Source organism: Pedobacter sp. N36a (assembly GCF_014472395.1).
GTDB lineage: Bacteria > Bacteroidota > Bacteroidia > Sphingobacteriales > Sphingobacteriaceae > Pedobacter.
This window is the reverse complement of sequence record NZ_JACSZW010000010.1, coordinates 174,217-197,028: the sequence shown is the minus strand read 5'-3', so window position 1 is coordinate 197,028 and position 22,812 is coordinate 174,217. Positions and strand designations below refer to the sequence as shown.

Below are 22,812 nucleotides of genomic sequence, written 5' to 3'. Positions count from 1 at the left end.
CGACTTCTACGCCGGTTCCGACACCAACTACAGACAGGTCTCTGACTAAAACTGTTGACAATGCGACACCGGCGGTAGGCAGTAACGTGGTATTTACCCTGGTAGCCAACAATAATGGTCCTAGTGATGGTGCCGGTATTACCGTCACCGATCTGCTTCCATCAGGTTATACCTATGTGAGCTCGGCTCCTGCGGCAGGTACCACTTATGATCCGCTAACGGGACTCTGGAACATTGGTACAATGATCAATGCTGCTACTGCAACCTTAACCATTACCGCTAAGGTCAATGCAGCAGGCATTTATGCCAATACTGCAACGATTACCGGAACAGAAAATGATCCGACTCCAGGTAACAACACCCCGACTTCTACGCCGGTTCCGACACCAACTACAGACAGGTCTCTGACTAAAACTGTTGACAATGCGACACCGGCGGTAGGCAGTAACGTGGTATTTACCCTGGTAGCCAACAATAATGGTCCTAGTGATGGTGCCGGTATTACCGTCACCGATCTGCTTCCATCAGGTTATACCTATGTGAGTTCTACTCCACCAGCAGGTACCACTTATGATCCGCTAACAGGACTCTGGAACATTGGCACAATGATCAATGCTGCTACTGCAACCTTAACCATTACCGCTAAGGTCAATGCAACAGGCATTTATGCCAATACCGCATCCATTACCGGAACAGAAAATGATCCGACTCCAGGTAACAACACCCCGACTTCTACGCCGGTTCCGACACCAACTACAGACAGGTCTCTGACTAAAACTGTTGATAATGCGACACCAGCGATAGGTAGTAACGTGGTATTTACCCTGGTAGCCACCAATAATGGTCCTAGTGATGGTACCGGTATTACCGTCACCGATCTGCTTCCATCAGGTTATACCTATGTGAATTCGGCCCCTGCGACTGGAACAACTTACAATGCTGCAACCGGTATATGGATTATAGGCACATTGACAAACGGCTCAAGTCGCACACTTACAATTACTGCAAGGGTAAATCCAACAGGAATTTACACTAATTCTGCCACGATATCCGGAACAGAAAATGATGCGGTAACGAGCAACAATACTGCCACAGCGACCACAACACCTGTAACTAATACAGGAATTGTACTTACTAAAACTGGACCTGCCAACATTAATGCTGGTTCAAGAATTACCTATGTAATTGTAGCCACAAATGGCGGACCTAGTGATGCCACTAACCTGGCCATTACCGATATCGTGAACGCACAAATTAGTAATGTGACCTGGACCGCGGTAGCCGCAGGCAATGCAACTGTCACAACAGGAACATCTGGAACAGGCAATTCAGTTATGGTCAACGGTAACATCACTGCGAACAGCAATGATAAAATTACCATCACCATTACCGGAACGGTATCGCCCTCATTTGCAGGTCAGATCAGCAATATTGCGACAGCGACTCCATCAGAGCCTGGAAATCCTCCGGTAGTCACCTCTACGGTAGAAACCAAGGTGACCAGAATCCCGGTGCTTTCTATTCTTAAAACCGGGCCTTCCAGCCTTAAATCAGGTGATGTGATTAACTACGTAATTGAACTGACCAATAGTTCAGCCAGTGACGCCAAAAACCTAACCCTGAGCGATCTTGTCCCTTCTGCCATAGGAGACGTAGAATGGTCTGCTTCTGTTAACGGCGCTGCCAAAATTCTATCAGCAAGTTCAGGAACAGGCAGCAACATCAGTTTATCGGCAGATTTACCTGCAGGCGTAGCCAACAAGGTGATCGTTAATATTAAAGGTAACATCAGTAAAACCTTTACAGGTAACCTGGCCAACACGGCTAAGGCGCAATCTTCCGAAAGCGGAGCATCAGAAGTATCCAGTAATACGGTGGCCACTACAGTTGAAAATGCAGACTTCATCATTCCCAATATCTTTACTCCAAATGGTGATGGCAGCAATGATCTTTTCAAAATCAAAGGACTGGAAAACCATCCTGGAACTCAGGTCACCGTATTTAACAGGTGGGGTAACGAGGTGTATCGTTCTGCCAATTATCTGAACGATTGGGATGGCAGTGATCTCAACGAAGGCACCTATTATTATCTGATACTCAGGAAAGAGAAATCTGGCAGTATAACTACATTTAAAGGATGGTTATTTCTCAAACGGTAATACCAAATTAAGACGCGCTACTTATGAAAAATTTAAAAAAAATCAGTATATTATCCATTCTCCTGCTAGCCATGAGCAATGGATACGCACAACAGACGATCCAGTTCAGTCAATATGTTTTTAATGGCCTTGCCGTTAACCCAGCTTACGCAGGTTATAAAGAAAACTGGACAGCCAACTTCAGTTTCCGCTCACAATGGGTAGGAATCCAAGGGGCTCCACGTACCGCTACCGCATCTTTTGATGGTTTAACGGACCAAGAGGGAAAGAAAATGGGATTAGGATTTATAGCCACTACTGACCGCCTGGGACCCCAGAATACCTCTGCTTTTTACGCAAATTATGCTTACCGCTTGCAATTGGATGCGGAAGATACCAAACGACTAAGTTTTGGGATTGGTGCAGGAGTCACTCAGTACAATCTGGATGGGACTAAATTTATCCCTACCGATCCCGGAGACGGTACGATTCCTATAGGAAATGAGAGTAAGCTGAGTCCCGATGTTCGTTTCGGAGTTTATTTCTACACACCCAAATTCTATATCGGTGCTTCGGTTATGGATTTATTATCCGGATTAAGGAAAAATGAAACTCAAACGGAAGGCGATTATAAAGTGATTCGTCAGGTTCGTCATATTTATCTGACAGGAGGAATGATGATTCCCTTATCGGAATCACTGGATCTGAAACCGACCTTTATGCTGAAAGAAGATTTTAGAGGACCCACAAATTTAGATCTGAATGCTTATCTGCTAATTAGCAAGGTACTTTGGCTAGGCGCCTCTTATCGTACAGGGGTGGCCTTATGGGATAAAAAAAACCTGCAAAAAGGCTTAAGTCACAGTGATGCCATAGCTGGAATTGTAGAACTTCAGATGAGCAACCATTTTCGCCTAGGGTATTCTTTTGATTATACCACGAGCAAATTATCCAGCTATCAGAGCGGGTCGCATGAGCTTTCTCTAAGTATCAGTCTTCCCGGAAAGAAAGCAAGAATATTAAGTCCACGTTATTTTTAAGCTGCAACAAATATGAAAAACATCATCACCATCAGTCTCTTTGCTTTATTTTTAATAAGCATTAGTCATGCACAGGAGCAACTGAGCAGGAAACAACAGGCAGACCTGCAGTTTAACCGTTTTGAATATTTCAATGCCGCCGGACTCTACCTTCCTCTGGCAGAGAAAAAGAAACCTGACGTTAAGGTTGTAGAAAAACTTGCCGCCTGTTACCGCATGATGAATGACTATGGACAGGCAGAAAAGTGGTACAGCGTAGCCATAGCTGATCCAAAGGCTGAAGCCCTCAGTCACTATTATTATGCTCAGGCATTGCAAACAAATCAAAAATTCGATGCTGCAAAAACCCAGTATCAGATCTATGGCAGCAAAACGGGGAAAACGGAACAAATGAGCTTCAGAATCAACTCCTGCGACAGTGCAGCATTCTGGATGAAAAACCCGGTCAACATCAGTATAAAAAATATGCAGGAACTGAATTCCAGCGCTGCAGACTGGGGAATGAATGACTATGGCCGGGATGGCTTTGTATTTACTTCAGAACGCAGTCTGCAGAAAAATCCGAAAATTAAAGATATCTACAAATGGACTGGAAATCCTTGGTTGAAATTATACCTCGCCAATGCGAAAGGGCAGCTTAAGGAAGAACTCACTGTCGCAACGGATCTGAGCCTACCTTCCAAAACCGAATACCACGTAGGTCCTATGGTATTAAATGCTGCTGGAGATACCGCTTATGTAACCATAGCAACCAGAGAACAAAGAACTGCCCTCCCGGTAGAAAAAGTAGTCACAGAGCGCTTATATACTCGTCGCCTGGAACTGATCTCGGCAGTGAAGAAAGATGGAAAATGGGGAGACCTAAAAGCTTTTCCCTATAACAATGTAAAGGAATATTCTTTGGGAAATGCAGCGATCAGCAAAGATGGACGCATCTTATATTTTACCTCAGACCGTCCGGGCGGACAAGGAAAGACAGATATCTGGTATAGTGAAAAACAGGCTGACGGAAGCTGGGGAAATCCGCTGAACTGCGGCCCTGAAATCAATACTCCTGAAGAAGAAAATTTCCCAACTATAGTCACCGATGGATCTTTATATTATTCCTCCAAAGGAAAAATAGGATTGGGAGGTTATGATATCTACCTCAGTAAAGGCGAAAAAAGCAAATGGGGCAAATCATTAAATCTTAAATATCCATTGAACACCACCAGTGATGATTTCTACCTAACCAGTGATGATGGAAGAAGCGGATATTTTTCCTCCAACAGACCGGGTGGATTGGGGAATGATGATATCTATGCTTTTAACAGACCAGATGAACCTGTGGTTGTTGCTGAAAAACCAGTCCAGCCAGTTGTTCCTAAAATCCCTTCAGATAGGCCAGAAAAAGGACAGCTATTCGTGATTTACTACGATTTTGACAGATCAAAAATCAGAACAGATGCCGTGCCGGTTTTGGATAGTTTATCTGTACTGATGCGTAAATATCCTGAAATACATGTGGCACTCTCCTCTCACACCGATTCAAGAGGTAATGATGATTACAACATGATTTTGTCAGATAAGCGTGTTAAATCCGCAATTGCTTACTTAGTCAAAAAGGGAATTGCCTCAGAGCGAATTACAGGTAAAGGATATGGCGAAACTCGTTTGCTCAATAATTGTAACAACGGAGTGAAATGCACGGAAGCGAAACATCAACTGAACAGAAGAACGGAAGCTATGATTGTAAATTAAAACCGTTCTTAGTCCACCAGAAAACTATCCAATTCATCCATCATATCCTCATTTGCGAGAGGTCGCACTGCCTCTATTACGCCTCCCAACAAATTTGCCGGAGCGTCTCATCGAAGCACAAAAATCAAGCAAGCAACCGAGCTTATTGCCCAGATAAACAACAAGTTATGACATAAAAAAACCGGAGTAAAATTTCTTGAAAAATTTTACTCCGGTGATGTGCACTTGTAGGGATTCGAACCCCAAACCTTCTCATCCGTAGTGAGATGCTCTATCCAATTGAGCTACAAATGCGTTTTTCATTTGCGTTATATCGATATCGGCTATAAAACCTATAATCGAAACGATTAACAAAAAAAACCTTAGATTTCTCTAAGGTTTTCGTGCACTTGTAGGGATTCGAACCCCAAACCTTCTCATCCGTAGTGAGATGCTCTATCCAATTGAGCTACAAATGCATTTCCTTCAAACGTTGTTTCGTTATTGGACTGCAAAAGTAGTGTTTGAAATTGAAAATACAAACTTTATTTAAAAAAAACTTCAAACACTACTGCTTAAAAACTGCGATTAGGCTTCAATTGAACGCTTAATAGCATCAAAATCAGGCATATTCCCTGCATCTTCTAAAACTTCTGCATGAATAACTTTTCCTTCTTCATCGATCACAAAAGCAGCTCTTTTTGAAATTCCTTTCATATTAAATGCGAAATCTTCGTAAAAAGCACCGTAGGCCTGAGATACTTCTTTGTTAAAATCAGAAAGTAAAGGGAACTGGTAGCTTTGATCTTCTTTAAATTTAGCCAGGGTAAAAGGAGAATCCACAGAAATACCTACTACATCTGCATTCATTCCTTCATAATAACCAAAGCTATCTCTCATGGTGCATAACTGGGCAGTACATACGCCGGTAAACGCCAATGGGAAGAAATGGATCACTAATTTCCTTCCTTTGTAGTCAGCAAGGGACACTTCTTTCAGTTCTGAGCTGAATAATTTAAAATCTGGGGCTTGATCGCCAACTTGTAATGCCATAATATATATAATTAAAGATTTAAACGGTTGCTTGCAATTGTGTATCTAATAAGGCCAGCCCTTCTTCAAAGCTGTGCGGGGCATAACCCAGATCGCGGATGGTTTTATCCAGGATAAATCCCGTTCTTGCCGGACGTTTAGCGGTTTGGTTTAAAGTTTCAGCAGAGATCTCTTTAATCAGCCCTTTATCCAGATTCCAGAAATCGGCCACTCTGCCCACTAATTCCGAAATGCTCATCATGTCTTTTCCAGAAGCATTATATATGCCCTGTGCATTTTTTTCTACGGCCAGCAGACAGCAATCGGCTAAGTCTTCTGCCAGGGTTGGCATGCGCCATTGGTCGTTCACAACATTAATAGGCTGTCCTTTTTCTAAAGTACCTTTTGCCCAAAGTACAATATTACTGCGGCTCATATCGCTCACAATACCATATACGATAATCGTTCTCAATGCGGCCCATTTGCAATTTGACTTTTGCAGTGCTTGTTCGGCCTCAACTTTGGTTTGTCCGTAATAACTTAATGGGCAGGTGGGCGCTTCTTCATCATACGGTCCATTTTTGCCATCAAAAACAAAGTCTGTAGACAAATGAACCAGCTGTACGTCGAATTTCTCACAAACTGCAATAAGTGTCTCCACTGCTTTCACATTTAGCGCATAAGCCAGCTCTTTTTGATCTTCGCAGGTATCCACATTGGTCATCGCGGCCGTATGAATGATGGCATCTGGTGTATATTTCGCTACAATTTCTTCGACATTGGCAGCATCTAAAATATCCATTTCAGCATAAACATATCCCTCTTTAATTGGATAACGGTTCTCCCCTTTTGCGGTCGCGATCAGATTAAACTGTTTTGCTGCGAGCACTCTTTCTGTGATTTTCTGCCCTAGAAGGCCATTGCTACCCGTTACTAATATTGTTTTCATGAATTTATACTGTTTCCTTATGATGAATGTAACGCCACAAATACGCTCTTTTTAACGTCAAAAACGGCTTGTTCGTACCTTGTTTTATACCGGCTAAAATATTGATTTAAAAACTGTGGAAAAACTTTTTATTTATATATGCAATTTATGTTGAAAAATCTTAACTTTGCAAACCGAATTGTGGGCTCTGAAAACGGCCTTTAACATTTTGATATTTATAATTTTACCCAAAACAATATATGCCTAACATTGGAAAAATAGCGCAGATTATAGGACCGGTAGTTGACGTGAGTTTTGCTGACGATGCTCATTTACCTCAAATTTTCTCTGCATTAGAGATTGAAAAAGAAAACGGTCAAAAGGTCGTTTTAGAAGTTCAACAACATCTTGGTGAAGACCGCGTACGTGCAATTGCAATGGACTCAACCGACGGTTTAGTTCGTGGCATGAAAGCAGTAGATACTGGCGCACCTATCAAAATGCCTGTTGGTGATCAGATTAAAGGTCGTCTATTCAATGTTGTTGGTGATGCTATCGATGGTATCAACACGATTGATAAAACTAACGGTAGACCAATCCACAATGCTCCGCCAAAATTTGACGAGCTATCAACTGAATCAGAAGTACTATTTACTGGTATCAAAGTAATCGATTTATTAGAGCCTTACGCTAAAGGTGGTAAAATCGGTTTATTCGGTGGTGCTGGTGTTGGTAAAACAGTATTGATCATGGAGTTGGTAAACAACATCGCGAAAGCGTATGCTGGTTTATCAGTATTCGCTGGTGTAGGTGAGCGTACACGTGAAGGTAATGACCTTTTACGTGAGTTTATCGAATCTGGTGTAATCAACTATGGTGAAGAATTCCTTCATTCGATGGAAAAAGGCGGATGGGATTTAAGCAAAGTTGACACAGAAAAACTAAAAGATTCTAAAGCAACATTGGTATTCGGTCAGATGAATGAACCTCCTGGAGCTCGTGCTCGTGTAGCATTATCAGGATTAACAGTTGCAGAATACTTCCGTGATGGTGATGGTGAAGGCGCAGGAAAAGACATCCTTTTCTTCGTTGATAACATCTTCCGTTTCACTCAGGCAGGTTCTGAAGTATCGGCACTTTTAGGTCGTATGCCTTCTGCGGTAGGTTACCAACCAACTTTGGCAACAGAGATGGGATTAATGCAGGAACGTATTACTTCAACTAAACGTGGATCAATTACTTCTGTACAGGCGGTTTATGTACCTGCGGATGATTTAACGGATCCAGCTCCGGCTACAACGTTTGCCCACTTAGATGCAACTACAGTATTGTCTCGTAAAATCTCTGAGCTAGGTATTTATCCTGCGGTGGATCCATTGGATTCAACTTCAAGAATCTTATCTCCAGCGGTATTAGGTGACGAGCACTATAACACTGCTCAACGTGTGAAAGAAATCTTACAACGTTACAAAGAGTTACAGGATATCATCGCGATCTTAGGTATGGACGAATTATCTGAAGAAGATAAATTAATCGTTCACCGTGCGCGCCGTGTTCAACGTTTCTTATCTCAACCATTCCACGTAGCTGAACAGTTTACAGGCTTAAAAGGTGTGTTAGTTGACATTAAAGATACCATCAAAGCATTTAACATGATTATGGATGGTGAAGTTGATGAATATCCAGAGGCTGCATTTAACTTAGTAGGTGGTATCGAAGATGCAATCGAAAAAGGTAAAAAACTATTAGCTGAAGCAAACGCTTAATTAAAGCGCATACACTTTGAATATGACACTAGAAATATTAACACCAGATAAAAAAGTCTTTGAAGGCGAAGTAACAGCTGTTACTGTACCAGGTACCATGGGTTCATTTCAAATTTTGCATGACCATGCTCCTATTATCTCAACCTTAGAAGACGGACCAGTAATTGTTAAAACCAAAACAGGTGTTGAAACCTTTAATATTAAAGGTGGCGTTGTAGAGGTTTTGAAAAACAAGATTATTGTTCTAGCCGAAGGGGTTGCTTAATATTTAAAGCATAATAAAAAAAGGATGTCCGAAACGACATCCTTTTTTTTTGTCCCCTGTTTTTGAATTTCATCGTAATCCCGTTTTTTATGAGCTCTACGAACACTTCAATTTTTATATCATGCTGTAAAAGAACGATACGCTATTTTAAAACAGCACTAGGAATTGCATTTATTTCTTTGAAAAGACCGCCAATTTTTATTTGGTTACCTCCCTCTATTTTAGTCGTATTTTCTTCAACTTTTTCGGGCATTATCCGATTTTAGGCAGAAAACGACAGAAAATACAATGCAAGCATAATACCCATACCGAATACCGATTTCATATTTGGTATAGGAGCATCCACGTAAAACAACTAATAATACAGTTTTTAAGATATTATATTTGTTTTAAAAACAAATAATACAAATTATATTTTTTTTCATTTATTTTAATGTAGCTATTGATAGTATAGATCACAAGACCTAAATTGGATTTATAAAGCAACAACAAATACAACCTGCTAATAAAGACCAACAAAATGAACTTTAACATCACCGCCTTAATTATTGTCATTATTAATGTGATTCTTCTGCTGGTAATTCAGAAGGATAAGGCGCTGCAATAGAATATTTTAAATAAAAAAATAAACTCAAGCGCCCCCCACAAGTGGCGCTTTTTTAATGAACCGATAGAACCAATACCACAACCAACACGACACCTAGCTTTAACCATCATGAAATACGTCAATTCAAATACAGTGTTATACTTAAACGGCAAGTTCCAGAAAGCCGCCAACAGCACCGCCGAGATATATGAGCAATCGCTCCACTATGGCTATGCAGTATTTGAAGGAATCAGGGCATATCAGACGCACAATGGAACCCGTGTATTTAAAGCCAGAGAACATTTTGAAAGATTAAAAAGATCTGCAGAATTGGTCAATCTGCCTTTTCCATGGGAAGTAAGTGATTTGATCAAGCAAACTTATAAGTTACTTCAATTGAATAATTTAAAAGATGCTTACATCCGTCCCTTGGTATACTGTGCCCCTAATATGTCGATGGTTGCGGCTACAGAGGTATCGATCATGATCTGTGCCTGGGAATGGGATGCCTATCCCGGTAACGAACAATTAAAAATTGGGGTGTCCAGTTATGAAAGTCCGAATCCAAAATCTTTTCCTATAGCAGCTAAAGTTACCGGCAACGATGGAAATTCCACTTTAGCGACTATCGAAGCAAAACGAAATGGATTTGATGAAGCTTTACTATTGGATATGAATGGCAATATCGCTACAGGTCCAGGAGCAAATATCTTTATCGAGAAAAACGGAAAATTATTTACCCCCCCGCTAGGTAACATCTTTCCAGGAATCACCCGCGCAACGGTAATTGAACTATGTCATATACTAGATATAGAAATTATAGAAAAACACTTGTCGGTAGCTGATGTGAAACATGCAGACAGCGCTTTCTTCAGTGGCACCGCTACAGAGATTGCAGGAATTGCATCGATAGATGACTATCAGTTTCCAATCAGATGGAATGATAGTGTTGGTGCCACCATACAACGCACTTACAAATGTTTAGTGTTAGAAAAACAAAATTACGAAGTAATCATATAATATGTCACAATCACCAGAATTAAACCGCTACAGTAAAGTATTCACGCAGGATCCAACCCAACCTGCTGCCCAGGCCATGTTGTATGGAATTGGCTTGACCAAAGAAGATATGGACAAAGCCCAGGTCGGCATTGCAAGTATGGGATACGATGGAAACACCTGCAACATGCACCTAAATGATTTAGCAAAAATCGTTAAAGAAGGAGTCTGGGATAATGGAATGGTCGGTTTAACCTTCAGCACCATCGGTGTAAGCGATGGAATGTCTAACGGTACAGATGGAATGCGTTATTCTCTGGTTTCCAGAGATGTAATTGCAGATTCAATTGAAACCATTTGTGGTGGACAATATTATGATGGCGTGATTGCATTGCCAGGCTGTGATAAAAATATGCCAGGTTCTATCATGGCAATGGGTCGGTTAAATCGCCCTGCGATCATGGTATACGGAGGAAGTATCCACTCCGGACATTATAAAGGTAAAACATTAAACATTGTATCTGCTTTTGAAGCCCTTGGCGAAAAGTTAGCAGGTAATTTAGAAGAAGAAGATTTTCAAGGTATCATCCGCAACACTTGTCCAGGTGCTGGCGCTTGCGGTGGTATGTATACTGCAAATACAATGGCTTCAGCAATCGAAGCTTTAGGAATGAGCTTACCTTATAGCTCTTCTTACCCTGCATTGAGTGCGGAAAAGAAAGAAGAATGTTTAGCTGCTGGTAAAGCCATCCGTGTTTTATTAGAAAAAAACATCCTTCCTTCCGATATCATGACAGAGAAAGCATTTCACAATGCTATTGTAACGGTAATGGTATTGGGTGGTTCGACAAATGCAGTACTGCATTTAATCGCTATGGCGAAATCAGTAGGATTAACCTTGAAATTAGATGATTTCCAAGCGGTAAGTGATGCTACTCCAGTATTGGCAGATTTGAAACCTAGTGGTAACTATCTCATGGAAGATGTTCATGAGATCGGTGGTGTTCCTGCCATTTTAAAATATCTGTTGAAAGTAGGCTTGATTCATGGCGATTGTATCACCGTAACTGGAAAAACGCTTGCTGAGAACGTTGAACAAGCATTAGACTTAGATTTTGATACGCAAAAAGTAATTCTTCCGGTAACAAACCCAATCAAGGCAACAGGTCACCTTCAAATGCTGTATGGTAACATCGCAGAAAAAGGTTCAGTAGCAAAGATCTCTGGTAAAGAAGGAGAAAGATTTGAAGGTCCGGCACGTGTATTTAATGGTGAGAAATCATTGATCGCAGGAATTCAAAGTGGTAAAGTGAAAAAAGGTGATGTAGTGGTGATCAGACAGGTAGGCCCTAAAGGTGCTCCTGGGATGCCGGAAATGTTGAAACCAACTTCTGCCATTATTGGTGCAGGATTAGGAAAATCAGTTGCTTTAATTACTGATGGTCGTTTCTCTGGTGGTACGCATGGTTTTGTGGTAGGTCACATCACTCCTGAAGCCTGGGACGGTGGAAATATCGCTTTTGTGCACGACAATGACATCATCATCATTGATGCGGTGAACAACACCTTACACCTTCAGATTACGGAAGAGGAAATGGAAAACCGTAAAGCGGTTTGGAAACAATTGCCACCACCCGTCAAAGGAGGCGTACTTTATAAATACCTGAAACAAGTAAGCGATGCCAGCGAAGGCTGTGTAACTGATGCCTACACTCACTAATCAATTTAAAAACCCATACCTAAAAATAAAATAATGGACACAGCACAAGAGGAAGCAACCACCTTAACAGAACCGAAGAAAACAGTAACTGTTTCTGGTTCTGTGGCTTTATTGGAAGGATTAATAGCGGAAGGTACCGATACCATTTTTGGTTATCCAGGTGGTGCCATCATGCCTATTTATGATGCATTATACGATTACAAAGACAAATTAAAACATATTTTAGTACGTCATGAGCAAGGCGGCACACATGCCGGTCAGGGTTATGCACGTACTTCCGGAAAAGTGGGTGTCGTATTTGCGACTAGCGGTCCGGGTGCGACAAATCTGGTAACAGGTTTGGCAGATGCACAAATCGACAGTACCCCGATGGTTTGTATCACCGGCCAGGTGTATGCTCACTTATTAGGTACTGATGCTTTCCAAGAGACAGACGTGATCAATATCACTACCCCTGTTACCAAATGGAACTACCAGATTACTGATGCTACTGAGATTCCAGCAGTATTAGCGAAAGCTTTTTATATTGCCCGCAGCGGCAGACCAGGCCCGGTACTGATCGACATTACCAAAAACGCACAATTGCAGCTATTTGAATATGCTGGTTACGTTCCTTGCGACCATGTGCGCAGCTACCGTCCGAAACCAAATGTTCGTGTAGAATACATTGAGCAAGCGGCAGCGTTAATCAATTCAGCAAAGAAACCTTTCGTATTGTTCGGTCAAGGTGTTTCCTTAGGAAATGCAGAACAGGAGTTTAAAGCTTTCGTAGAGAAAAGCGGTATTCCTTCAGCATGGACAATTTTAGGAGCTGGCGCAATCGGTACAGACCATCCATTAAATGTTGGGATGCTGGGCATGCACGGTAACTATGGCCCGAATGTGCAAACCAATTCTTGTGATGTATTGATCGCGATCGGTATGCGTTTTGACGACCGTGTAACTGGCCGTTTAGACAAATATGCAAAACAGGCGAAAGTGATTCACCTGGATATTGACCCTGCAGAGATCGACAAAAACGTAAAAGCAGATGTTCCGGTTTGGGGAGATTGTAAAGAAACCTTACCTCTTCTAACTGCATTGGTTGAAGAGAAAAAACATACCGAATGGTTGGCAGAATTCAGAGCTTTTGATAAAACGGAGCAGGAAGTTGTCATTCATCCGGAATTGAATCCTGGAACAGGAGAATTGACCATGGGCGAGGTGATCAATCAATTGAACATCTTAACGAAAGGCGAAGCTGTTGTGGTGACTGACGTTGGTCAGCATCAAATGGTAGCTTGTCGTTATGCCAAATTCAACCATACCAGAAGTAATGTAACCAGTGGTGGTTTAGGCACAATGGGTTTTGGCTTACCTGCTGCAATCGGTGCTAAATTTGGTGCTCCAGACCGTACCGTGGTTGCGGTAATTGGTGATGGTGGTTTCCAAATGACTTGTCAGGAATTAGGCACCATCATGCAAAGCGGCGTTGATGTGAAAATCATGATCTTAAATAACAGGTTCCTGGGAATGGTTCGCCAATGGCAGCAATTGTTCCATGAGAAACGCTACTCTTTTGTAGACATCACCAGTCCGGATTTCGTGAAACTTGCCGATTCGTATTATATCGCCGGCAAAAAAGTTTCAGAACGTAAAGACTTAGTGAGTTCATTAGAAGAAATGTTGAACCATAAAGGTTCATTCCTTCTAGAAGTAATGGTAGCCCAGGAGCACAATGTGTTCCCTATGGTTCCTCAAGGTAGCAGTGTAAGTGAAATCAGACTTAAATAATTAAAGATCATGAGCAATTCCCAGGATATAGAAACAAACGAAAAACAGGAATTTACGATTACTGTATACACCGAAAATCAAATCGGCTTATTGAATCGTATTGCCATCATTTTTTCAAGAAGAAAAATCAATATTGACAGCTTAAACACCTCCCCTTCGGAGATTGAGCATATTCACCGCTTCAACATCGTGATCAATGAAACAGAAGAAGTAGTACGCAAGCTGGCACGTCAGATTGAAAAACAAGTAGAAGTATTGAAAGTATATTTCAATACCAATGAAGATATCATCTGGCAGGAAATGGCGCTTTATAAGGTGCCTACAGATACGATTGCAGAATTGGTATCGGTTGAACGTTTACTTCGTGAAAACGGTGCAAGAGCGGTAGTGATCCGTAAGGATTATACCGTTTTCGAAACCACTGGTCACCGTGAAGAAACAGATAAGCTGATCGAAGTACTTCAACCTTTCGGCCTGATTGAATTTGTAAGAAGTGCAAGAGTAGCCATCATCAAAAGTAGTGATGGTTTTAACCGCAAACTCAGAGAATTTGAACGCAGAGAACCAGGACAGGAAGTGATCGAAAACGAATTCCTTGACGCAGAGAAAAACGTATTTAGCATGTAAACTCCGTTAAAAAACGGATCAGCAAATCAGGTAATATGGAACAGCATTTAAATTTCATCAGACAAACCAGAAAGAACTTCATCCAATTGCTGGAGCGTTGTTCTATTGAAGAGTTGAACCAGGTTCCTGAGGGCTTTAACAACAACATCATCTGGAACTTTGGTCACATCATCACCAGTCAGCAGGGACTTTGTTATACCTTGTCGGGTTTGACCCCAAAGATTGCCCCTTCTTACATCAATACCTATAAAAAGGGAACGAAACCAGAAGTATTCATCGGACAAGAAGAGATTGATGAATTAAAAAAGTTAGCGCTCAGTCTGATCGATGAACTGGAGGAAGACCTAAAGAACCAGGTATTTACAGGTTACAATTCCTTTACCACCAGCTACGGCGTGACTTTAAACACTACGCAAGATGCGGTACAATTTTTCCCAATACACGATTCTTATCATTATGGCTGCGCTTGGGCCATCAAAAGAATCATCACTAAAAATTAAAAGAACCTTTACAATCAAATAAAACAAAAAGATGTCAAACTATTTCAACACGTTACCTCTTAGAGAAAAATTAAACCAATTGGGTGTATGCGATTTCATGGACAGTTCAGAGTTTCTGGATGGCGTAAACGCACTTAAAGGCAAGAAACTAGTCGTGATCGGTTGCGGTGCACAAGGACTAAACCAAGGTTTAAACTTAAGAGATAGCGGTTTAGATGTTTCTTATACTTTACGTAAAGAAGCCATTGAAGGTAAAAGAGATTCCTGGAAAAATGCTACAGAAAACAATTTTACAGTTGGTACTTACGAAGAATTAATTCCTACAGCAGATGTAGTAATCAACCTTACTCCTGATAAACAACATACTGCAGTAGTGACTGCTGTGATGCCATTAATGAAATCAGGTGCGACTTTATTGTACTCTCATGGTTTCAACATTGTAGAAGAAGGCATGCAGATCCGTAAAGACCTTACGGTGATCATGGTGGCTCCAAAATGTCCAGGAAGTGAAGTAAGAGCAGAATATGTGCGTGGTTTTGGTGTTCCTACTCTAATCGCGGTGCACCCTGAGAATGATCCTGAAGGAAAGGGTCTATTACAGGCTAAAGCTTATTGCGTTGGTACTGGCGGACATAAAGCAGGGGTATTAAAATCATCTTTCGTTGCGGAAGTGAAATCTGATTTAATGGGTGAGCAAACCATTCTTTGTGGTTTATTGCAAACTGGCTCTATTTTATCGTTTGATAAAATGGTAGAAAAAGGAATCGATCCAGGTTATGCCTCTAAATTGGTTCAATATGGTGTGGAAGTGATTACTGAAGCCTTGAAACAAGGTGGTATCACTGCGATGATGGACAGATTGAGCAATATTGCTAAGATCAAAGCTTTTGAAATTTCTGAAGAATTGAAAACTATCATGCGTCCATTATTCCAAAAGCATCAGGATGATATCATGAGCGGTGAGTTTAGCCGTATCATGATGGAAGACTGGGCAAATGGTGACAAAAACCTATTGGCTTGGCGGGCTGCTACCGGTGAAACTGCTTTTGAGAAAACACCAGCAGGTGATGTTAAAATTGGTGAGCAGGAATATTTCGATAACTATACGTTAATGGTTGCTTTCGTTAGAGCGGGTGTGGAATTGGCTTTCGAAACTATGGTTGAAGCAGGAATCAAACCTGAGTCGGCTTACTACGAGTCATTGCACGAAACACCACTAATTGCAAACACGATTGCACGTAAGAAATTGTTCGAAATGAACCGTGTAATTTCTGATACTGCTGAATATGGCTGTTACTTATTTGATTACGCTTGTAAGCCATTACTTGCTGATTTCATGAAAACAGTAGATACTGAATTGGTAGGTAAAAACTTTAATGAAGGTAAAGATGGTGCTGTGGATAACAGAGCATTAATCGCAGTAAATGAAGTGATTCGTTCACATCAGGTGGAACTTGTAGGTGCAGAGCTGAGAAAAGCGATGACAGCAATGAAATCAATTAAAACTGCCTAATCAACAAAAAAACGGCTGAGGTCTTCATGGCCTCAGCCATTTAAAAGCAATAGAAAATGTCAAAAACATTAGTAGAAAAGATTTGGGATGCGCATGTTGTAAAAAGCGAAGCTGGTTTCCCTGATATTTTATATATCGATACCCATTTGATTCATGAAGTGACTTCACCTCAGGCATTTGATGGTTTACGCAAAAGAGGATTGCCTGTTTTCCGTCCGCAGCAAACAGTAGCCACTGCAGATCATAACGTTCCAACTTTAAATCAGCTACAGCCGATTAAAGAGGAACTTTCCCGTTTTCAGGTGGATATGCTGACTAAAAACTGTGCGGAATTCGGTATCGAGCTGTATGGACTAGGTCATCCTTTCCAAGGGATTGTCCATGTCATCGGTCCGGAATTGGGAATCACCCTTCCGGGAAAAACTATGGTTTGTGGCGATAGTCACACTTCTACGCATGGTGCTTTCGGTGCGATTGCTTTTGGTATCGGAACTTCACAGGTAGAGCAGGTTTTTGCGACACAATGTTTATTACAACAGCGTCCGAAAACGATGAAAATCGAGGTAAACGGAGAATTAGGTAAAGGTGTTTCTGCTAAAGACATTATTCTATACATTATTGCGAAGATATCTGCTGCCGGTGGTACAGGTTATTTTATCGAATATGCTGGGTCGACTATTGAAGCTTTGAGTATGGAAGCGAGAATGACGATCTGTAATATGAGTATTGAAATGGGTGCCAGAGGTGGTTTAATTGCCCCTGACCAGATCACTTACGATTATATCAAAGGAAGAGAATTTGCTCCGGCAGGCGAAGAGTGGGATAAAGCTTTAGCTTATTGGAAAACCTTATATAGCGATGCTGACGCGAAATTTGATAGCGTATTAACGTTTGACGCCGCAGACATCAGCCCGATGATTACTTATGGAACAAATCCGGGTATGGGTATGGGCATTTCCGCACACATCCCTGCTACAGGTGATCAGGCGGTTTCTGAACAAGCTTCTTTCCAGAAAGCTTTGGATTACATGGGCATCGAAGGAGATACAGAATTGGTAGGAAAAGCGATTGATTATGTGTTTATCGGCAGCTGTACCAATTCAAGAATCGAGGATTTACGTGAAGTGGCGGAGTTTGTAAAAGGTCGTCAGAAAGCAGAAAATGTGATTGCATGGATCGTTCCGGGTTCTAAACAAGTGGAACAGCAGGCGATTGCGGAAGGTTTGGATAAGATCTTTGAATCGGCAGGCTTTCAATTGCGCGAGCCGGGATGCAGTGCTTGTTTAGGGATGAATGAGGATAAGATTCCAGCAGGAAAATACTGTGTATCTACTTCTAACAGAAACTTTGAAGGCAGACAAGGTCCAGATTCCCGCACATTTTTAGCCAGTCCGCTAACTGCAGCAGCTGCTGCTATTACTGGAAAGGTAACTGATGTAAGAACTTTATTGAACGAACCTGTACACGCTTAATCCGAAGAATCATGAGAAAATTTGAAAAGTTAACCTCGGCAATTGTGCCTTTAAATATTGAGAATATTGATACGGATCAGATCATTCCGGCAAGGTTCTTAAAGGCGACTACCCGTGAAGGTTTTGGAGAAAACTTATTCCGCGACTGGCGTTACAATGGTGATCATTCCCTGAAAGCTGATTTCGTAATGAATAACCCTGCTTATAAAGGAAGAATCCTGGTTGCAGGAAAGAACTTCGGTTGTGGCAGTAGTCGTGAGCACGCTGCATGGGCAATTCAGGACGCAGGTTTTGATGTAGTGATCAGCAGCTTCTTTGCGGACATCTTTAAAGGAAATGCGTTGAACAATGGTCTGTTACCTATCCAGGTAACTGATGCGTTCTTAGCGGAGATCTTCAACACCGTTGAAAAAGACCATGCTGCAACATTGGAAGTAGATTTAGAAAATCAAACGGTAACGATCGTTGCGAGCGGTGCTCAAGAAGGTTTTGAAATCAATGCCTATAAAAAGTCTTGCTTAATCAATGGTTATGATGACATCGATTTCATCTTAAACCAAAAGCATTTAATTGAAGAATTTGAACAAACAAAATAATGTCGAATCCCGTCGTCCATATCCACAACCTTAATTTAAAGTATCAGCAGCAACCTGTATTACAGGATTTGTACTGGACGATAAATCGCTATGACAATTGGTTGTTATGCGGCGAAAGTGGCAGTGGTAAAACGACTTTAGCAAAAGCAATTGCAGGTTTGATCCCGAGCCTTGAGGGCGACATACAGTTGAATTTTGATCTTTCTTCTGCCTTACCAGCAAAGGTCCATTATGTGGCCAACTGGTACCAGTTTAAAGATCTTGAAGGGGCTTCTAACTTCTATTATCAGCAGCGTTACCAAAGTTTAGCCACTGCCATTACGGCTACGGTGATCGCCGAGTTAACGCGCTTTGGAAATGACCAGGGCCTTTCATTTGATACTTTAGAGCAGCTGTTAACCGCTTTAGGTTTTGCTGCTTTAAAAAACTCCGCGCTTTTACAGTTATCCAGCGGAGAACATAAAAAATTGCAATTGGTGAAGGCTTTATGGTCAAAACCTCAATTGTTGATCTTGGATCAACCTTACAATGGATTAGATAAACTTTCCCGTGCAAATCTTAACGATTTATTGATCGAATTATCGGAAAATGGGACACAGTTGATCATCATTAGTAATGAAACCGAATTGCCAGCTACTATCAATCGTTTCGCAGTTTTAGCAGCAGGTAAATTAAAAGAGATTTCTTCCCCTGAATCCTATACAAAACAAGTGGAAGAAATCATCAAACCTTTACCTTCTTTTCTTCAAAGAGAGAAGGTTTCAGATTCAACGGGCATTTCTGATTCATTTTTTGGCTTAGCGCCTTCTTCAACCACAACTGTTCACATCATAAAAATGATTGATGTGAACATCAGATATGGAGACAAGCAGGTATTGAAAAACATCAACTGGGAGGTTAATGCCGGTGAAAAATGGCTTCTACAAGGTCATAATGGTTCTGGGAAATCTACTTTATTAAGCTTGATCAGTGGAGATCATCCTCAGGCTTATGCCAACAACTTTTATCTTTTCGGGAATAAAAGAGGCACAGGTGAAAGCATTTGGGAAATCAAAGAACGCATTGGTTTAATCTCACCGGAATTACACTGGTATTTTGATGCCTCTGCCACCGTTTGGCAAAGCATCGCCTCTGGCTTTTACGACAGTTCAGGATTGTATTGCAGTCCGGGCTCTACCAAACATGCCCAGGTAGATGAGTTAGTGGAGTATTTCGGCTTAACCGCCTACAAAAACACACTGATGAACGAATTGCCTTTAGGCAAACAGCGTTTAACTTTACTGGCTAGAACAATCGTTAAAAACCCGGCAATATTGATCCTTGATGAACCTTGTCAGGGTTTAGATCAGCAGCAAACACAACATTTCAACAAACTGGTAGATGAATTATGTAAAGATGGCACCACGTTAATTTACGTTGGCCATTTTGACTCCCAACTGCCAGCATGTATAGAGAGAAGATTATTATTAGAAGACGGTGCAGTAAAATCCGTTGAACACTTATTACAAAGCATTTAGAAAATGAAAAAAAATATATTAGTCATTCCTGGTGATGGTATTGGCCCAGAGGTCACTACCTGGGGTAAAGCGGTATTAGAAGAAATTGCTAAAAATTTCGGACACGAATTCAGCTATGATGAGGCGCTAATGGGCCATGCTGCAATCGAAGCCACCGGTAATCCCCTACCTGATGAAACGCTGGAAAAAGCACAAAAGAGCGATGCCATCCTTTTTGGTGCAGTAGGCCATGCATTATATGACAATGATCCTTCTTTGAAAGTACGTCCAGAGCAAGGCTTACTTAAAATCCGTAAAGAATTAGGCTTATATGCTAACCTACGCCCGATTTTATTATTTGATGAGTTGTTAAATGCCTCCAGCATTAAACCTAGTATATTAAAAGGTACCGATATTCTGTTTTTCAGAGAACTGACCGGAGATGTTTATTTCGGTGAAAAAAACCGCTCTGAAGACAAAAACACTGCTTCTGACTTAATGATCTACCACCGTTATGAGGTAGAAAGAATTGCACACAAAGCATTTGAAGCTGCGATGAAACGTAGAAAAAAACTTTGTTCTGTAGATAAAGCCAATGTATTGGAAAGCTCAAGATTATGGAGAGAAACCGTACAGCAAGTAGCCAAACAATACCCGGAAGTGGAAACAAGTCACATGTTTATCGACAATGCAGCGATGCAGTTGATCAAAGATCCGAAACAGTTTGACGTGGTATTAACTGCTAACTTATTCGGTGATATCTTAACTGATGAGGCTTCACAAATTGCAGGTTCTATGGGGATGTTAGCTTCTGCTTCTGTAGGAGAAAGTACTGGTTTTTTTGAACCCATCCATGGCTCGGCACATGACATCACCGGAAAAAATCTGGCGAACCCACTAGCTTCTATCCTATCTGTTTCTCTGATGCTGGAAATCGGATTCGGACTGCTGGCAGAAGCAAAAGTGATCATTGATGCCGTAGATCAGGTATTGAAAGAAGGTTACAGAACAAATGACATTGCCGATGATACGACCAGCCCTTACCACGTTCTTGGAACGAAAGAAATGGGTCAATTGGTCTTAAAATATATTGCACAGAATACTTCAAAATCTAACTAAACACCAAGAATTATGTTACACGATCCTAATAGAGTCTATGTGTTTGACACCACCTTACGTGATGGTGAACAAGTGCCGGGCTGCCAGTTGTCGAGCCCAGAGAAAATTCAAATTGCAAAAGCACTCGAAGCACTTGGAGTAGATGTGATTGAAGCAGGTTTCCCTATTTCCAGCCCTGGAGACTTCCAGAGCGTGGTAGACTTATCAAAAGCGATAAGAGAGCCGATCATCTGTGCATTGACACGTGCCAATAGAAAAGACATTGATTCCGCTGTTGCGGCATTACAATACGCGAAGAGACCAAGGATCCATACTGGAATCGGCTCTTCAGATATGCACATTAAATACAAGTTCAACAGCACAAGAGAAGAAATTCTGGAGAGAGCGGTTGCAGCAGTAAAATATGCAAAGCAATTTGTGGAAGATATTGAGTTTTTCGCAGAAGATGCTGGTCGTGCAGACAATGCTTATTTAGCGCAAATGATTGAAGCCGTAATTGCTGCTGGTGCTACTGTAGTGAACATTCCTGATACGAATGGCTATTGCTTACCAGATCAATATGGTTCAAAAATTCTTTACCTAAAAGAAAACGTTAAAAATATAGACCAGGCGATCATCTCTGTTCATTGTCACAATGACTTAGGTTTAGCAACAGCAAACAGTCTTGCAGGCTTAATCAATGGTGCGCGTCAGGTAGAATGTACCATTAACGGTATCGGTGAGCGTGCTGGAAACACGGCTTTGGAAGAAATCGCGATGGTATTGAAAACACACCATGCTTTGAATCTAACCACTAACATCAACAGCAAACACTTCACTGAGATCAGTGGTATGGTGAGCCGTATGATGCACATGCCGGTACAGCCAAACAAAGCCATCATCGGTCAGAATGCCTTTGCACACAGCTCAGGAATTCACCAGGATGGTTTCTTGAAACACAGAGAAAACTATGAGATCATCAATCCGGAAGATGTTGGTTTGAACTCAGCAGATATTATCCTGACTGCACGCAGCGGTCGCCATGCCTTAAAACATCACTTAGAACGTTTAGGTTATGAAATCGATCGTTTAAACCTGGATCAGGTATACGAGCGTTTCTTAATCATGGCAGATGAGAAGAAAACGATCTGTGATGATGATATTCTTTTCTTAATGAGTGATGGCGAGGAAGGTGCAGTAAAAAATGGTTACAAACTGAACTTATTACAAGTACTTTGCGGTGATCCATTAAGCCCTACTGCCAGCATCAGATTGGAACATGAAGGCGTAGAAAAAGAAGCGATGGCAACTGGAAACGGTCCTGTTAACGCGACGATTAAAGCCATTCAATCCATCGTAGGAAAAGACATTCTATTAAATGAATTCACCATTCAGGCGATGCATGGTGGCAGCGATGATGTGAGCAAGGTGAACATGAAGGTTTCTTACGAAGGAAAATCTTATGTAGGCTATGGTTTTAGTACAGATATCGTAAAAGCTTCGGCCAATGCTTATCTGGATGCAATGAATAAATTTATCTAAAA

The 22,812-nt window shown here is 41.3% G+C and carries 18 protein-coding genes and 2 tRNA genes; 16 read left to right on the top strand and 4 right to left on the bottom strand.

What is annotated here, in order from left to right:
• The 3 genes from H9X96_RS18875 to H9X96_RS18865 all read left to right on the top strand — a co-directional run.
• A partial coding sequence (locus H9X96_RS18875; RefSeq protein ID WP_187667768.1) for a gliding motility-associated C-terminal domain-containing protein occupies positions 1-2,159 on the top strand: 2,159 nt, incomplete at its 5' end.
• A gap of 23 nt (positions 2,160-2,182) precedes the next feature.
• Entirely contained in the window at positions 2,183-3,178 is a 996-nt protein-coding gene (locus H9X96_RS18870; RefSeq protein WP_187667767.1) for a type IX secretion system membrane protein PorP/SprF, read from the top strand.
• Between the two features lie 12 nt (positions 3,179-3,190).
• Positions 3,191-4,918, top strand: coding sequence for an OmpA family protein (locus tag H9X96_RS18865; protein ID WP_187667766.1), 1,728 nt, complete (start codon positions 3,191-3,193; stop codon positions 4,916-4,918).
• 220 nt (positions 4,919-5,138) lie between these two features.
• Here the strand turns inward: H9X96_RS18865 and H9X96_RS18860 are convergent.
• From H9X96_RS18860 to H9X96_RS18845, 4 genes are all read right to left on the bottom strand, one after another.
• A tRNA-Arg gene (locus tag H9X96_RS18860) sits at positions 5,139-5,212 on the bottom strand.
• Positions 5,213-5,302: 90 nt separating this feature from the next.
• Positions 5,303-5,376 (bottom strand) — tRNA-Arg (locus tag H9X96_RS18855).
• 109 nt (positions 5,377-5,485) lie between these two features.
• The gene (locus tag H9X96_RS18850) at positions 5,486-5,950 is read right to left on the bottom strand and encodes a redoxin domain-containing protein (protein WP_187667765.1); all 465 of its coding nucleotides are present in this window, start codon (positions 5,948-5,950) and stop codon (positions 5,486-5,488) included.
• Positions 5,951-5,969: 19 nt separating this feature from the next.
• Positions 5,970-6,878: an SDR family oxidoreductase gene (locus tag H9X96_RS18845; RefSeq protein ID WP_187667764.1), complete on the bottom strand. Its 909-nt coding sequence runs from the start codon at positions 6,876-6,878 to the stop codon at positions 5,970-5,972.
• A gap of 239 nt (positions 6,879-7,117) precedes the next feature.
• On the opposite strand from H9X96_RS18845, the gene atpD reads away from it, so the two are divergent.
• The 13 genes from atpD (at position 7,118) to H9X96_RS18780 (ending at position 22,810) form a co-directional block, all read left to right on the top strand.
• Positions 7,118-8,623, top strand: coding sequence for a F0F1 ATP synthase subunit beta (gene atpD / locus H9X96_RS18840; protein WP_062547054.1), 1,506 nt, complete (start codon positions 7,118-7,120; stop codon positions 8,621-8,623).
• Between the two features lie 22 nt (positions 8,624-8,645).
• Entirely contained in the window at positions 8,646-8,888 is a 243-nt protein-coding gene (gene atpC / locus H9X96_RS18835) for an ATP synthase F1 subunit epsilon (RefSeq protein ID WP_187667763.1), read from the top strand.
• 715 nt (positions 8,889-9,603) lie between these two features.
• Positions 9,604-10,494 carry a branched-chain-amino-acid transaminase gene (gene ilvE, locus H9X96_RS18830; RefSeq protein WP_187667762.1) on the top strand — a complete coding sequence of 297 codons (891 nt, stop codon included), beginning with the start codon at positions 9,604-9,606 and terminating at the stop codon, positions 10,492-10,494.
• A 1-nt stretch (position 10,495) separates the two neighbouring features.
• Positions 10,496-12,193 (top strand): dihydroxy-acid dehydratase, encoded by a 1,698-nt coding sequence (gene ilvD, locus H9X96_RS18825; protein ID WP_187667761.1) that lies wholly within the window; start codon positions 10,496-10,498, stop codon positions 12,191-12,193.
• A 33-nt stretch (positions 12,194-12,226) separates the two neighbouring features.
• A complete protein-coding gene (gene ilvB, locus H9X96_RS18820) occupies positions 12,227-13,966 on the top strand; it encodes a biosynthetic-type acetolactate synthase large subunit (protein ID WP_187667760.1) in 1,740 nt (579 codons plus the stop codon).
• Between the two features lie 9 nt (positions 13,967-13,975).
• Positions 13,976-14,593 (top strand): acetolactate synthase small subunit, encoded by a 618-nt coding sequence (ilvN, locus tag H9X96_RS18815; protein ID WP_187667759.1) that lies wholly within the window; start codon positions 13,976-13,978, stop codon positions 14,591-14,593.
• A gap of 35 nt (positions 14,594-14,628) precedes the next feature.
• On the top strand, positions 14,629-15,093 hold the full coding sequence (locus H9X96_RS18810; RefSeq protein WP_187667758.1) for a DinB family protein: 465 nt from the start codon (positions 14,629-14,631) through the stop codon (positions 15,091-15,093).
• 31 nt (positions 15,094-15,124) lie between these two features.
• Complete coding sequence (ilvC, locus tag H9X96_RS18805) at positions 15,125-16,606, top strand: ketol-acid reductoisomerase (protein WP_187667757.1); 1,482 nt, start codon at positions 15,125-15,127, stop codon at positions 16,604-16,606.
• A gap of 56 nt (positions 16,607-16,662) precedes the next feature.
• Positions 16,663-18,078 (top strand): 3-isopropylmalate dehydratase large subunit, encoded by a 1,416-nt coding sequence (gene leuC, locus H9X96_RS18800; RefSeq protein ID WP_187667756.1) that lies wholly within the window; start codon positions 16,663-16,665, stop codon positions 18,076-18,078.
• Positions 18,079-18,089: 11 nt separating this feature from the next.
• Positions 18,090-18,674, top strand: coding sequence for a 3-isopropylmalate dehydratase small subunit (leuD, locus tag H9X96_RS18795; protein ID WP_187667755.1), 585 nt, complete (start codon positions 18,090-18,092; stop codon positions 18,672-18,674).
• A complete protein-coding gene (locus H9X96_RS18790) occupies positions 18,674-20,191 on the top strand; it encodes an ATP-binding cassette domain-containing protein (RefSeq protein ID WP_187667754.1) in 1,518 nt (505 codons plus the stop codon). The genes leuD and H9X96_RS18790 overlap by 1 nt, the downstream gene beginning before the upstream one ends.
• Positions 20,192-20,194: 3 nt before the next feature.
• Complete coding sequence (gene leuB, locus H9X96_RS18785) at positions 20,195-21,289, top strand: 3-isopropylmalate dehydrogenase (RefSeq protein ID WP_187667753.1); 1,095 nt, start codon at positions 20,195-20,197, stop codon at positions 21,287-21,289.
• Positions 21,290-21,301: 12 nt separating this feature from the next.
• Positions 21,302-22,810: a 2-isopropylmalate synthase gene (locus tag H9X96_RS18780; protein WP_062547042.1), complete on the top strand. Its 1,509-nt coding sequence runs from the start codon at positions 21,302-21,304 to the stop codon at positions 22,808-22,810.
• The last annotated feature ends 2 nt before the right edge of the window (positions 22,811-22,812 follow it).